This window comes from Gluconobacter sp. OJA, assembly GCF_039638325.1.
Lineage (GTDB): Bacteria > Pseudomonadota > Alphaproteobacteria > Acetobacterales > Acetobacteraceae > Gluconobacter > Gluconobacter cerinus.
Genome location: NZ_JBDIWI010000001.1, coordinates 220709 through 235283, shown reverse-complemented (window position 1 = coordinate 235283; position 14575 = coordinate 220709). Strand labels below are relative to the sequence as shown.

Below are 14575 nucleotides of genomic sequence, written 5' to 3'. Positions count from 1 at the left end.
GCTGCTGACGGTCAGGACGCGTCGCGGTTGAGGTAATGACGGGCGAGGGAGTCCAGAGAGATGGCGAGCACAACGATGCCTCCGCTCACAACGGACTGCCAGTACGGCGAGATGCCAAAGAGGACGATGATGTCTTCAATGATCCCAATGATCACAGCACCCAGCACAGCGCCTACCGGGCTGCCCAGACCACCCGTAGTTGCAACACCACCAATGACGGCTGCCGCAATCGGAGACAGAACCCATGTGTCACCGATGGATGGCTGTGCTGTTCCAAGACGCGCGACCATAAGAATGCCAGCCAGAGCAGACAGGAAACCGGCGAGCGCGAACGCGCCCATACGAATGGCATTGACGCGAATACCGAGCATTCTTGCAGCCTGCGGGTTGCTCCCGATGGCGTAAATGTAGCGCCCGACAGGCGTACGCATCATGACGAATGCAACAACCGTCAGACAGACCAGCAGCACCAGAAATGGAACCGGCACGCCGAGGACAAGACCTCTACCAAGGAAGCTGATTTCATGCGGCACACCGGTAATGGCGACGCCGCGTGTCGCCACCAGATTGGCGCCCCCATAGACGCCCGCCATACCGATGGTCAGCACCAGAGAATGCAGGCGAAGCTGAGTAATCAGCAGGCCATTCAATAAGCCACATCCCGCTCCCATCAACAGGCACAAAGCCAGCGAGAGCCAGGGATTCAAACCGACTTGCACCATCAGCATGCCGCCAACGACGCCAGCGAGGCCACCAATCGCACCAACGGACAGGTCAAGCTCGCCAAGGATCATCAAGACGGCCTGCCCGATGGTTACCAAGCCGATGAACGCAAGCGCACGCGCGATGATGATCATGTTGAATGACGTCAGGAAGTGCGGCGACAACAGACACGAAATCCCGAAAATCAGGATCATCGCACCAATGACGCCACCCAGCGGATTGGCGACCATTCTGGCTATAAGCGCGCGAATGGAAGACGCCTTTGGCGGCGTGGGAGTTGCTCCAGGGAGCGTGGTTTCAAGCGACATGACGGGTCTCCGTGGCGCCGATGATCGCGCCCACAAGCGTATTGACGTCAGTGGTAGCCTGGTCGAACGACCCGGTGGTCCGACCGCCGTACATGGTGATGATTCGCGTTGCGCAGCGCTGCAATTCAGTCATTTCAGAAGAGACGAGGATGATGCCGACACCCTCTTCCGCGAGCTGTTGCATGATGCGGTAAATCTGGAATTTCGTGCCGATATCGATACCCTTGGTGGGCTCATCGAAAATCAGGATGCGAGGACGACGCGCCATGGCACGGCCGATAATGGCCTTTTGCTGGTTTCCACCCGACAGGAAGACAATTTTCTTGCCTACAGAAGATGTTCGCACATCGAATTTCTGGATCGTTTCAGAAACAATTGATTTCTCTTTACCAGAAGAAATGATGCCACCGCGCTTCATCTTTTCGAGCACGGAAAGACTGATATTTTCACGCACGCTCAGAAGCGGAAAAATACCGTGGTGTTTTCGTTCTTCGGAAAGATAGACCATGCCCATAGCCACAGCCCGATCTGTTCTGCCGCGAGGTATTTCTTTACCGTTAAACATGCACCGTCCGGATTTTGCGGAATGATACCCGAACATGGTCTGCATCACTTCCGAACGACCAGCCCCCACCAGCCCCGCAAAACCAAGAATTTCGCCACGACGGAGCTGAAAAGAGACATCTGAAAAGCCCGGTCCCGTCAGGCCTTCCACACTCAGAAGAATATCAGAATCATCAATGGCACCCCGCGGCTGAAATTTCTCTTCAAGCTGAACAGAACTGCCAGACATCAGACGGATAAGCTGATCTTCCGTCATGCCGTCCATCGGGTACGTCCCAACACTGCGACCATTGCGCAGAACGGTCACTGTGTCTCCCAGACTGAAAATTTCTTCCATTTTGTGCGAGACAAAAACAATTGCACAGCCACTGTCCCGCAACGTGGTGATGATGCGGAAAAGATGTTCCGTCTCGTTCGCCGTGAGGGAAGATGTCGGTTCATCCAGGATCAAAACCTTGAACTCATCCCGGCAGGCCGCACGCGCAATCTGAAGCAGTTGCTGATCTGATACGCTGATGCGACTGACGGTCTGTCCCGGCCGGGCATGAATCCCAAAGCGCTCGATAAAACGGGATGCCTCCGCTTCCATGGCCTTCCGGGAAATCGTCAGATGACCAAATCCCGAACGATGGAACGGCATGAACATGTTTTCAGCCACCGTCATGGACGGAAACAGATTCAGTTCCTGCGGTACGTAAGCAATACGGGAGAAAAGGCTATGATCCGCCAGAGCATCCTGCCCCTCGATCAGGACCTTTCCTTCGTCAGGCGTGACAAGACCTGTCAGGGTCTTGATCAACGTGGATTTACCCGCGCCATTTTCTCCGGCCAGGATATGGATTTTGCCCGGCTCAAGCGTCAGATCGACGTGATCGAGCGCGACCACACCGGGATAGCTTTTACGGACAGCTTCAACCTGGAGAACCGCCATGATCGTTACTCCTGCCTCAGAGCCAGACTCAGAGGGTTTTCTTGGTGATGACGTCGATGCCCGTATCGATGTATTTGGGTGTTTTCTGCCCCATCGCGCTCTGCCATGCAGAGACGACAGCCCAGTAACCCTGCATTTCCGGGCGGCTGGACGCTGTTGATTCCGCAACACCATCCCGAATGAGCTGAAGCATATCGTTCAGGTTATCGAGGCCGACTTCCTGGACTTTGCCTGCCTTCCCGCTTTCCCGAATGGCCTGCCCGATGCCCACAGGACCAGATGCATCACAGGCAACCCATCCCACGAGATTGGGGTGCGCCTGCATGATGGCAGAGGCCTGTTTTTGACCTGTCTCGATGCTGTCGTTGTCGATCCCGGTCGCGACAACTTTGATATCCGGGTATTTTGCAAAGACCTTCTTTTCACACTCTGCACGTAAGGTGTGGTTGGGCGCTGTTGGCACACCCATCATGATGGCCACTTCACCTTTTTTGCCAATTAGTGTGGCAAGCCGTTCGGCCGCAATCGTTCCCTGCTCACAGAAATCGGCGCCCACTGCCGTAATATTCATACCCTCCGGAGGAAGAGAGTCGAAAACGGTCATGGGAATTTTCTGCTCGATGGCTTCATCCATCGTAGCGCGATTTCCCTTCTCGTCTAGCAGATCAAGAATAAGTCCGTCAGGATGCGTAGCAATCGCTCTTTCTATGATGTCATTCTGGGAAGAGACATCAGCTGTTTGCGGCGCACGGTATTCGATTTCGATCTTTTGTCCCGTAGTTTTGGTGATCATGTCTGCTGCGGCACGAGCACCCGTATTGAGCTTGTCAAACCACGGATGGACAACTTTCGGAATCAGAACAAAGCGCAGCGGCGTGCTTGTGTCAGCGGCCTGTGCAGCAAGTGGCGTTGCGGCCAGAACAGCACCAAGGAAAAGAGCTTTTTTCATGTTCGTCGTCTTTCCAGATAACCCGTTCCGGCATCAGATCGGAAGCAGGGGAAGTATTTTCAGCAGTTGGATGTTTGTAGATGATGCTCGGAATATTTCCGGCTCAATTCTTCAATGCCCGCAACGTTGCCTGCGGACGGCCCAGACGGGTCAAAGCTATGCGCCAACCAGGCATCCACAATGCTTTTGGCCAGTTCCGGCCCGATGACACGTGCCCCCATGGTGATGATCTGGGCATCGTTTGAAAGGGCAGCACGTTCTGCAGAATAGGTGTCGTGCGTTAGCGCGGCCCGAATTCCCGGAATTTTATTGGCGGAAATACAAACGCCAATTCCCGTTCCGCAGCACAGGATTCCCCGATCAAAATCCCCGTGCGTGATCGCGAGACCGACCCGCTCACTTAGCTCCGAGTAGAGCTCAGGATGATCATCTTCAGGATGGGACATATCAACAACCGTATGCGGCGTTGTGGCGCGAAGATGTGCAGCAATGAGGCCTGCAAGACCTTCTCCGGCCCGATCGCCTCCAATCGCAATACGCATGATTTTTCTCCGTCTTTATGGGTTACGTTCAGGGGAGTTGCTTGATCCGCGCGCCCTGACGGTGGAGATTTCCGCAATTTTCAGATTGATCCCCGCATTGCGGAGCGTGTCCTCCAGGTCTTTTTCGAGACCTGAATCCGTGATCACCACATCGAATTCCGTTAAATCGGAAAAACGATTGAGCGTGATGACACCAAATTTCGTACTGTCCACGAGCAGGATTTTGCGATCGGAAATATTCATCAAGGCCTGCTTGGCTTTGATGATATCCTGCTCCTGATGATACGCCGTCATTCCCCGAATTGCTGCGACGGACAGGAACAGCGTGTTGACGCGCAGCGATGCCGCGGCCTGCTCACACAGTGTTCCGAAGAACGCGTCAAAATCGATGTTATAGCGACCACCAAGCAGCAGAAGATTTACATTGGGCTTGCTGGTGAACAGGTTCGCAGTACCCATGCTGTTCGTGACAACTGTAAGAGACGCACTGTCAGTCAGACGCTCAGCCAGCACGCGAGATGTGGTTGAATCATCCAGTGCAATGATTTCACCTTCTTCGACAAGGCCTGCCGCCACAGCCGCGATAGCCTGCTTGGCCTCCATCGCACGATGACTGCGCTGGGAAATACTGCCCTCTGAAAATGCTTTTGGTGGCGTAGTCACCCCCCCATGCACACGACGCAAAACTCCGCGTTCCGAAAGGACCTGAAGATCCCGGTGAATAGTCATTCGGCTGGTGACAAAACGTCCGGCCAACTCGTCAATCTGTGCGCCACCACGATCCCGAACATAGTCCAAAATGTTTTGGCGGCGTGCAGAGGCAGAGCGCGTTTCAAAGGTTGCCTGGGGCATCATGCGATGACCCCCTCAGCCAACGCCTGAAAATGCTCCACATTCCAAGCAGCCCGCCCAACGAACACTCCATTCACATGCGGCAGAGCGACATAACCGGCCGCATTGTCCTGCGTCACACTTCCACCGTAGAGGAGCTTGACGGCAGAGCCTGCACTGGATCCGGCAATGTTAATCAGGACCTTACGCAAATAATTATGCGTTCTCTCAACAAAAGCCGCATCTGCAGGGCGCCCTGACGCACCTATGGCCCAGACAGGTTCATATGCAATGAGAACCTGCGGAATATCGTCTTCAGACACCCCGTGAAGGGCGATCTTCAATTGACGTGCCAAAGTTTCATTTGTTACGTTATAAGAATATTCATCAGCCGTATCACCGATACAGACAAGCGGCCTTAATCCATGTCGCAGAGCCGCATGAACCTTGAGATTAACGGTTTGATCCGTTTCTCCGAAATAGGTCCGGCGTTCTGAGTGACCAATTTCCACCAGTTCCGCACCACATTCCGAAATCATGGTCGGAGAAATTTCTCCGGTCCAGGCGCCCTCGTCCTGCCAGTGCATGTTCTGCGCACCTACTGCCACACGGCTTCCTGAGAGCCTGTCACAGACATCCTTTAGAGACGTAAATGGTGGGATGACGAACGGCTGGATAGCTGCCGGGAAAGACATCCGTGCAAGCTCGTTCGCGGCCGCGACAGATGCCGCAGGCCCCTTGTTCATCTTCCAGCTTGTACCAACCCAGATAGCGTCACGCTCCATCGTCCATCTCCGATTTGAGCACCCGATTCGTAACAACTATACTGTTATAAATAACTTCATCAATGAGAATTTCGTCACAAAAAGGCTGTTACCACTGGGATTTAGAATGATGTTTTACGGATATGGCAAAGGCCGTTAATGCATAATTATCTGATATAATTGGGTATTATGCGTGACAAACGACGCTGATTGTTCTACGGAATTTCATCACATAAATACGTGATAAATGTTACTTTTTATGTGATGTCTATGTGGAGTTACGGGTCAGAAGACGTATTCATCGCCTACTTACGCAGCCAGATTTTGGCCTAAAACGATCAACACAGAATGAGGTAATTCTCCCTCTCTTTCGAGAACAGGACAAACTATGTGACCGGGATCGCGTGACACGTGCACCGTGAGGTAGACGGCTTTTGAGCAAAAAAAACGGCGGGACAAAGCCCGCCGTTTCTCAATTCATTTTATTTATTTGCAATCAGGGCTGCACAACCCGAAGCACAAAGCCCGTCAATTCACTGACAGTCTCTGCCTCCGTCCGGTCAGCTCCCAAGCGCAGCTCCGGAGATAATGGAGCTTCGTAAGGTGCTGAAACACCCGTGAACTCTGGAATTTTTCCCGAACGTGCCGCAGCATAAAGCCCTTTGGGGTCACGCTGTTCGCAGGTTTCCAGAGGTGTATCCACAAAAATCTCGTGGAAGCCCTCACCTACAATCTGGCGCGCCAGATCACGGTCTGCCTGAAGAGGCGAGACCAGTGCGACAACGACAGCCTGGCCGCTCTCAGACAGAATTTTCGCGACATGCGCCGCACGACGAATGTTCTCGCGACGGTCTTCCGGCGAGAAGCCCAGATCGCTGCACAGCCCGACCCGCAACGTATCTCCATCCAGAATGGTGGCTTTCACACCCTGCCCTGCCAGAGAAACTTCTGTCGCACGAGCCACAGTGCTCTTGCCGGAGCCCGGGAGGCCCGTCAGCCAGAACACGCCACTCTTATGACCACGCGTCTGAGCTTGCTGGACAGCAGAGATACGGCTGGCCGTCGGGTGAATCGCATGAACACCATCTTCGAGTTCAGCAGGACCAATCAGCGGTGCGCCGCCAACAATCCGCTGATGACGATCGACCAGAACACCACGTCCATCGCCCATTCCCGGAGAGAACGGGTCAAACAGCACGGCGTGAGAAGCCGCGAGCGTGATTTCAGCAAATCCGTCCGGCGGGACCTCATCGCCCTGACGCAATGTCAGGTCATCCAGATCGACAACCGCATCAATGGACGCCACCGTCACATCATGCTCTGCTGTTGTCAGTCGCAGCGTGAAGCTTTCACCAACACGAAGAGGCTCACCACGCAACCAGAACAGACGCGTGCGAATACGGGCAGAACGCTCTGGTGCTGACGCTTTATCATCCGCCGGGAACAGCAAGTCCCCACGATCCGGCACCAGATCCGGCTCCAGGCGCAGCGCAATGGATTCACCCGCACCAGCAACCGGCAGTTCCGGCGCATGCCAGCGGCAGACTTCTGCAACCGTTGCAATCTGGCCCTGGGCACCAATTGCCAGACGATCGCCCGCACGAACAGTGCCACGCTCGATCCGGCCGGCGACGTAACGCACGCCATCAAAGCGATAAACGTCCTGCACCGGCATCCGGAACGGCAGAGACAGACGGGACGTCGGCGGCGGCACATTGGCCAGAGCCTCGATCAGCGTCGGCCCCTTGTACCAAGCAGACCGCTCGGAACGGCTGGCAATATTGTCACCATCACGCGCAGACGCCGGAACAACGGCTTCAACTTCGATTTCGAGACGGCCCAGAAGCTGGCGGACATCTGACTCGGCCTGAACGATCTTGGCCTCGTCAAAGCCCAGAACGTCGGACTTGTTCAGCAGCACAATGACGTGCCGGATTCCGATCAGACGCAGCAGCATGGCATGACGCCGCGTCTGCTCCTGTGCACCCTCCTGAGCATCCACAACCAGAACTGCCGCCTCGGCATCGGCAGCACCCGTAATCATGTTGCGCAGGAACTGACGATGGCCCGGCGCATCCACGATCACGAACTCACGGGAGCCCAGACGGAATGGAATCCGCGTGGAATCAACCGTCACGCCCTGATCGCGCTCGATCTGAAGGGAGTCGAGCAGGAAGCTCCACTCCACCGCCAGACCACGCTTGCGGCTGCTCTCAACGATCTGCGCCAGCTTGCCGTCCTGAAGGCTGTCCGTATCGTAAAGCAGACGTCCAATCAGGGTAGATTTACCGTGATCGACGTGCCCGACGATCACGATCGGCGTGGCGGCCGCGCGATACGCTCCAGAGAGTTCCTGGGTTGCGATAATGTCACCCATCTTACAGATACCCCGCCACGCGCAGACGCTCGAATGCGTCTTCTGATTCATGATCCATGGCACGCCCGGCGCGCTCGGATGTCTTGCTGCTTTCCAGCTCGGCAATCACTTCGGCTACGGTCGTGGCATTGCTCTCGATCGGGCTTGTGATGTCCTGATCACCCAGAGAGCGATAACGCCTACCATCCTTGGCAAAATACAGATCCACGAGGGGGATGCCTTCGCGTTCGATGTAGCGCCAGATGTCGATTTCCCGCCAAGCCAGCAACGGATGCACACGAATATGCATGCCGTCTTCATACGGCGTGGCGTACTGGTCCCAGAATTCGGGCGGCTGATTGCGAACATCCCAGCGATGACCGGCGCCACGCGGGCTGAACACGCGCTCCTTGGCACGTGTGGCCTGCTCGTCACGGCGAATACCAGCAATCACGCCACGCAGCTTGTGCTTGTCGATCATTGCCGCCAGACCCGCCGTCTTGCGCGCTGCGGAACGTGCAGCGGGCGGCAGGGACGGATCGATTTCTTCGACCGGTGGGCAGTATCCCAGAAGGAGGTCCAGATCCCACTTCTTGGTGTACTCATCCCGAAAGGCATACATTTCCGGGAATTTCTTCTCGGTATCCACATGCATGACCGGGAACGGCACGCGCCCCATGAACGCCTTGCGCGCCAGCCAGACCATGACGTTGCTGTCCTTCCCGAGGGACCACAGCAGCGAGAGGGGCTTCAGTTTCCGATAGGCTTCACGCAGGATGAAAATGCTCTGAGCTTCGAGCTGGTCAAGATCATCCATGACGCGCGGTTCCGCCAGGGTTTGTGTCCGCGTCATTGTCCGCTCCATGTTCATGCCGGCCGATGAATGCCGCATTCTGTCTTGGTCAGACCGGCCCAACGACCTGCCCGCCCGTCTTCTCCGTCTCCAACCGGCCGTGTGCAAGGCGCACAGCCAATCGAAGTGTATCCTTTTGAAACCAGAGGATGCCGCGGCAGGTTCCGACGACGCATCTCTGCTTCGATTTTCTCCATGCCCCATCCCGCAAGCGGGTTGAGCTTCACGGTGCCATCCGGCTGTGGTTCCACAATTGGAAGAGCTGCCCGTGTTGAGGCCTGACTGCGCTTGCGCCCGGTCAGCCAGACATCAAATTCCGGAAGCACCAACTCCAAAGGCTCCACTTTACGCAGGGCGCAGCAGGCATCCGGATCGAATGCCGCGAGCTGATCCTGTGGATCTCTGTTCTCAAGTTCCCGAGCCAAGGGAGAAATAGTCCGGACGTCCTGAAGGCCGAGCGCATCGGAAAGCTCATCACGGTAGGAGAGCGTTTCCGGGAAATGGCGCCGTGTATCCAGAAAGAAAACCGGCACAGACGGGTCTATCCGGGCAATCTCATCCAGAAGAATGGCCGACTCAGCTCCAAATGAGGAAATAACCGCGACGCGGCCTTTCAGGCTCACGAGCGCCTCCTCAAGTGCGTGACTCTCCGGCGTATCCAAAAGATGTTGAAGTTCGGATTGTGAGAGAGGCATTTACTGCACCCATATCCCTGTTCACACGCGCCAGAATCACGACGTGAAGGAGACATAGGCGCGCTTCACCTATTATTCAACTATTTTATTTTGTATAACCATATTAAATGGTTTAATTGAGTATTTCTCATCGATTGAAGTGCGGCAGAATTTTTGGCCTGATTTACCAATTAATGGTCAAATTTCCCTCAAATGACTTACCCCACAAACGGAATCATTCCTGAAAATCCCTACACCACAAAATCTGGCACACTTCATGCATGAACCCAGGTATGAAACTGCGTTCATCCTTTTTTGGTCAGGGCCTTCCGCGCTTCCTTGTCGGCCAGACCGTGCAGCCGCAGGTGGTGGCGGAACTGATAATAGGTCAGCCCCAGAAGATCTGCGGCCTGCCGCTGGCTAAACTGCGCCTCCTTGAGGGCCGCTTCCAGCAACGCACGTTCATGACCTTTAACTGTCTCAGCAAAATCCAGTGGGAAGGTTTGGGGAACGTCTCCCTGAACATGACCTTCCCCGGTCGAGGCTGGAGCCACAACGCTACTCCAGTCAGACGTGACGAACGGATCAAGCACAATCTCATCCAGACGGCGCTCAGGCTGATCCATACGATACACGCTGCGCTCCACCACATTCCGAAGCTCACGGACGTTGCCGGGCCAGTCGTAGTCAATCAGGCGCTGCAAAGCTTTCTGAGAAAACCCCGCGAAAAGCTTTCGGCCAAGTTCCGCGCTCATCCGCGTCGCAAAATGGTCGGCCAGCAGGGGAATATCGTCCTGCCGGGCTCGCAGAGGCGGGACATTGACCACATCGAATGCCAGTCGGTCGAGCAGGTCCGGGCGGAATGTTCCCTCCCGCGCCATGGCCGGAAGATCAGCGTTGGTGGCACCAATCAAACGCACATCCACGCGAATTGTCTCACTGCCGCCAACACGCTCAAAACTGCCGTACTCGATAACGCGGAGCAGCTTTTCCTGAACCGCCAGAGACGCTGTACCGATTTCATCCAGAAACAGCGTCCCGCCATCTGCACGCTCGAACCGGGACAAACGCCGCTTCTGCGCACCCGTAAACGCGCCAGCCTCATGTCCGAACAACTCGCTGTCCAACAGCGCCTCCGGAAGGGCCGCGCAGTTCAGCTTGACCAAAGGTGCGTCCCAGCGGTCCGACAGCAACGCAAGCCGCGCCGCGACCAGTTCCTTCCCCGTCCCGCGCTCTCCGATCACCAGAACGGGGCGCTTCAGAGGAGCAAGACGGGAGATCTGGTCCAGCATCGCCAGAAATGCCGGAGCCCGCCCGATGGGTGTCGGAACCTCGTCCGCTTGGGTGGATCTCGCCATTTCTGAGCCTCGTTCGCCACTTCAGATTGTCACAACCATAACATCCCCAAAACGAGCCCGCTGACAAGACAGGTCATTGTGCTCTAATCCAGTTCTCAGGAAGGAAAGCGTCATGGGTATTTTTTCTCGGCTCGCCGACATCGTGAACTCCAATCTCAATGCGATTCTCGCCACAGCAGAAGATCCGCAGAAGATGATCCGCCTTGTCATCCAGGAGATGGAAGACACGCTCGTTGAAGTGCGCAGTCAGGCCGTCCGCACCATCGCCGAGCGCAAACAGCTTGAACGTCGCGTGCGCACCATGATGCACGAAGAAGACGAATGGCACCGCAAGGCCACACTGGCCATCGAACGCAACCGGGACGATCTGGCCAAGGCGGCGCTCTCAGCACGTCACACGGTCGAACAGTCCCGCGAAGGACTTGAACGCCAGATTGCACAGGTCACGGAAGGTCTTGAGCAGCAAAACGACGACATCACCAAGCTTCAGGCCAAACTGGCGGATGCGAAATCCCGTGAGAAAACCCTGACCATGCGTGCCCGCACGGCAGAAGGCCGCCTCAAAACGCGTGAAAAGCTCTACGATACCCGCATTGATGACACGCTGAACCGTTTCGAACAGGTCGAGCGCGCTCTGGATGAACTGGAAGGCAAAGCCGAAGCCTATGATCTGGGACGTCGGTCTGGTCGCCCCTCCCTGCACGAAGAGTTGGCCGCTCTGGAGACGGATGCGGCTGTAGAAGATGAGTTCGAGACTCTGAAACGCCGGATTGCAGAAAAGAAGCGCGAAGCCTGATGACTGCTGCAAGAAAGTCTGAGTCATGAATGAGGATATCGTCGCTCTTGTCCTGCTTTTTGGCTTTATCCCGGCGCTCGTCCTGGGCCCGCGCCTGTTGCGTGCCCGAACGGGCAGCCTTCCTAATCAGGGCATCTCAGATCCACATCTGCAGGCTGCCCTGACACAGGCCGAGGCCCATGCTACGCGTCTGGAAGAAAGGATCGACCAGCTCGAACGCATCCTCGACGAGGATATCCCGGGCTGGAGAGCTAGGAGTTCACGATGACATCCCGCACCGCCCTGCGCATGCTGCTGCTGTCCATGCTGACAGGGGCAGTTTCTGCCTACCCGGCTCAGGCCGCGCGCGTCACCATGTCCGGATCTGATCTGGATATGGCGATTCCCTGCACAGGTCAGGTGCGGATCGTCGTAGACCCAGGCATGAAAGACGGCGCTACTTTAGACAGCAGCAATGCAACGCAGGTAACGATGCGCAGCGGCAAGGAAGAGTCGGACAGCCGCATCTCCATCGCCACGAAAAGTTGCGCACCCAATGGTAAGGTCACGATCAGTGTGTCGCCTTATACTGGCGTCTCGATCCATGACAGCCATGACACGCATTTCATCATCAAAGGAAAACTGGCGTCTCTTGATGCCAGCCTCGACTCCGCGACGATGGATATCGAGAATACGCAGTCCCTTGATCTGAGCATGCATGGTGCCTCCAGTGTACATATCGGCTCTCTCGAACGGGCGGCCCAGATCGTGGCTTCTGGCACATCAACGCTGATCGCCGACTCTGCACAACTGACCGCTCTATCTGCACAACTGTCGAACGATGCCTCTTTCATGGTTTCACAGGGCAGTATCGAAGCCCTGACGATCGTGACGTCAGACAATGCGACCGCCACCGTTCATGGCAACGCTTCCGTTGCAACGGTGACAGCCAACGGCACAGGCGCCGTCAATATTGAGCGCGTCTCCGGCCCGATCGTTCGGTCTGGCAGTGGCGCGGTAAATGTCGGAACACCGGCGGCAGTTGCTCCGCCGCCGACTGTCGTGACACCGGCCGCACCACCAGTTACGGCTACGCTGCCAGTCGCTCCTCCGCCCATTCCCAAAGCTTCGGTGCCGGCTCCTCAGCCGCCAGCTTCAACAGAAACATCTCCGCAGATCAGCCAGCCTTCTGTTCCAGCTCCATCAACATCTGCAGCGCCAACACCGGCACCAGTGCCTCAGAAACCGGCCCAGCAGGAACAGGAAGCCGTTCAACCTCCTGTTGTCGCCGCACCGCCCCCGGCTGCCGTCGCACCAAGTACCCCCACCCCAACGCAGCAAACACCCTCAGTCAGTGTCCCCACGGCGCCGCCGGAAGCTCCTCAGAAACTGCCACAGACTCCTCTTCCGGACACTGTGGCACCGCCGCCTGCTCCTTTGACGCCAACAGCTCCGGTCATGCCGCCTCAAGGCGATACACCAAAACAGGGAGGCTGATGATGAAGATATCCCACGATCTGGTACGTTTTGCAGGGAGCATCCTCGGCCTCCTGCTTGCTACAGGAACGATGATCAGCCCGGCCCTCTCTCAGGACGCAGCCCCTGCCATTCCTGCTCCCCCGGCTCCACCGGCGCCCCCAGCGTTTCCAAGTCCAGAACGTGTAAGCTCCGTCACGGGAGCTACGCTGGAACTGGCACCGACCTGCCTGACAGACCTTCATATTGTTGAGGGTGATACAGCGAAGGTTGTTCAGGGAAATGGCAACCTGACAGCCGCCGGGGACAAGACACTCAAACTTGCTCTGAGTGACCCGTCCTGCAGCACCGAAGTCAGCTCGACAATTCAGGTTCCAGCCGGGACGAATATCCATCTCCGCGGCAACAAGACCGACATCACTGTCACTGGACCATCCGGCCATCTTAGTGGCTTTTCCGGAAGCGGTGACGTACGCGTCAACAGCGCAACGGGCGTGGATCTGCGGATGACCGGATCCGGTAATGTTTCCATTGCTACGGTGACAGGCGATGTGCACGTTCTCAATTTCTCAAGCGGAGACCTGCTTGTCGGGCTCGTAACAGCACCTCGTGTTGAGCTGTCCGCGACATCATCAGGAAACATGCTGCTCAGAAGTGGCTCAGTAGAGAACCTCTCCATTCGGGATCTCGGTTCGTCCGACATCACAGCACATGTCGGTGCCATCTCAGCCAGCCTGTCACTTTATGGATCTGGGAACGTTTTGGTCGATAGTGTTTCAGGAACATTATCCCGCAGTCACTATGGCTCGGGAGACCTGACAGTTCATACCACAGGCCCCGGCGTACATGTCACCGCAGCCGCACCGATTGATGGGCAGGCGATCACGAAAGACATTTTAGCCAGCCTTGGTCAGTCCGTGAATTTCGATTCCGGCACGCAGCAAAGCTGGGAGGCTCTTGGCTCTTTCGGCAAACATAGCAGCGGCCACCATCTGGGCGGCCTCCGTCTTGTTCTGATCGTGGTCTGCGTCTGGCTGGTCCTGCGTCATGCCAGACGTTATCGCAAACGGACCGGGGAGTCCTTTTTTGGTGCTCTCTGGGCCGATATTGCTGAAGGCCTCTCCGCTTTCACGCGAAACTGGCAAACACGCATGGCTGACCGTCGCATGGGAGGACAATCATCTGCAGGTGACGCCCCCCATGTCTATTACACACGCCGTGCTGTCGATCTGTATGAAGAGGTTATTCACACAGCCAGAGATCAGAGCGCGCGTCATAAACAACGCCACGCCCCGGAGACGACATCTTTCAGTTCAAACCATACTCTGGTGCGCCTGAACGACCGCCTGGCCCGTATGGAGCCAAGGTTGGCGCGCATGGAACAGTTCGTAACCTCCCCGGATTTTGCGCTGGAGCGCCAGTTCCGTGACCTGGAACGCTCCGCCTGAGCAAGACAGACTTTGACGTAGCC

14 protein-coding genes are annotated in these 14575 nt (G+C 56.3%); 4 read left to right on the top strand and 10 right to left on the bottom strand.

The annotated features are described in order from the left end of the window. Positions 1-11: 11 nt before the first annotated feature. The 10 genes from ABDK75_RS01100 to pspF form a co-directional block, all read right to left on the bottom strand. Complete coding sequence (locus ABDK75_RS01100; RefSeq protein WP_064275248.1) at positions 12-1031, bottom strand: ABC transporter permease; 1020 nt, start codon at positions 1029-1031, stop codon at positions 12-14. Next, a complete protein-coding gene (locus ABDK75_RS01095) occupies positions 1021-2526 on the bottom strand; it encodes a sugar ABC transporter ATP-binding protein (RefSeq protein WP_211495621.1) in 1506 nt (501 codons plus the stop codon). The genes ABDK75_RS01100 and ABDK75_RS01095 overlap by 11 nt, the downstream gene beginning before the upstream one ends. A 28-nt stretch (positions 2527-2554) precedes the next feature. Beyond that, entirely contained in the window at positions 2555-3475 is a 921-nt protein-coding gene (locus ABDK75_RS01090) for a substrate-binding domain-containing protein (RefSeq protein ID WP_046900500.1), read from the bottom strand. A gap of 59 nt (positions 3476-3534) precedes the next feature. After that, a complete protein-coding gene (locus ABDK75_RS01085) occupies positions 3535-4017 on the bottom strand; it encodes an RpiB/LacA/LacB family sugar-phosphate isomerase (RefSeq protein WP_046900499.1) in 483 nt (160 codons plus the stop codon). 15 nt (positions 4018-4032) lie between these two features. Then, complete coding sequence (locus tag ABDK75_RS01080; RefSeq protein ID WP_346004731.1) at positions 4033-4872, bottom strand: DeoR/GlpR family DNA-binding transcription regulator; 840 nt, start codon at positions 4870-4872, stop codon at positions 4033-4035. Then, positions 4869-5633 (bottom strand): triose-phosphate isomerase, encoded by a 765-nt coding sequence (locus tag ABDK75_RS01075; RefSeq protein ID WP_346004730.1) that lies wholly within the window; start codon positions 5631-5633, stop codon positions 4869-4871. Before ABDK75_RS01075 ends, ABDK75_RS01080 begins: the two co-directional genes overlap by 4 nt. 475 nt (positions 5634-6108) lie before the next feature. Next, positions 6109-7989, bottom strand: coding sequence for an adenylyl-sulfate kinase (gene cysC / locus ABDK75_RS01070; protein ID WP_346004729.1), 1881 nt, complete (start codon positions 7987-7989; stop codon positions 6109-6111). Position 7990: 1 nt separating this feature from the next. Then, positions 7991-8785 carry a sulfate adenylyltransferase subunit CysD gene (gene cysD / locus ABDK75_RS01065; RefSeq protein WP_346005813.1) on the bottom strand — a complete coding sequence of 265 codons (795 nt, stop codon included), beginning with the start codon at positions 8783-8785 and terminating at the stop codon, positions 7991-7993. 50 nt (positions 8786-8835) lie between these two features. Beyond that, positions 8836-9516 (bottom strand): phosphoadenylyl-sulfate reductase, encoded by a 681-nt coding sequence (locus tag ABDK75_RS01060; protein WP_064275243.1) that lies wholly within the window; start codon positions 9514-9516, stop codon positions 8836-8838. Positions 9517-9800: 284 nt separating this feature from the next. After that, positions 9801-10853: a phage shock protein operon transcriptional activator gene (gene pspF / locus ABDK75_RS01055; RefSeq protein WP_346004728.1), complete on the bottom strand. Its 1053-nt coding sequence runs from the start codon at positions 10851-10853 to the stop codon at positions 9801-9803. A 112-nt stretch (positions 10854-10965) separates the two neighbouring features. On the opposite strand from pspF, the gene pspA reads away from it, so the two are divergent. The 4 genes from pspA to ABDK75_RS01035 are packed head-to-tail and all read left to right on the top strand — an operon-like array spanning position 10966 to position 14552. Next, a complete protein-coding gene (gene pspA, locus ABDK75_RS01050; RefSeq protein WP_046900493.1) occupies positions 10966-11649 on the top strand; it encodes a phage shock protein PspA in 684 nt (227 codons plus the stop codon). 25 nt (positions 11650-11674) lie between these two features. Continuing rightward, complete coding sequence (gene pspB / locus ABDK75_RS01045) at positions 11675-11917, top strand: envelope stress response membrane protein PspB (protein WP_211498336.1); 243 nt, start codon at positions 11675-11677, stop codon at positions 11915-11917. Then, positions 11914-13125 carry a hypothetical protein gene (locus ABDK75_RS01040; RefSeq protein ID WP_346004727.1) on the top strand — a complete coding sequence of 404 codons (1212 nt, stop codon included), beginning with the start codon at positions 11914-11916 and terminating at the stop codon, positions 13123-13125. The genes pspB and ABDK75_RS01040 overlap by 4 nt, the downstream gene beginning before the upstream one ends. Next, entirely contained in the window at positions 13125-14552 is a 1428-nt protein-coding gene (locus ABDK75_RS01035) for a GIN domain-containing protein (protein WP_346004726.1), read from the top strand. The genes ABDK75_RS01040 and ABDK75_RS01035 overlap by 1 nt, the downstream gene beginning before the upstream one ends. The last annotated feature ends 23 nt before the right edge of the window (positions 14553-14575 follow it).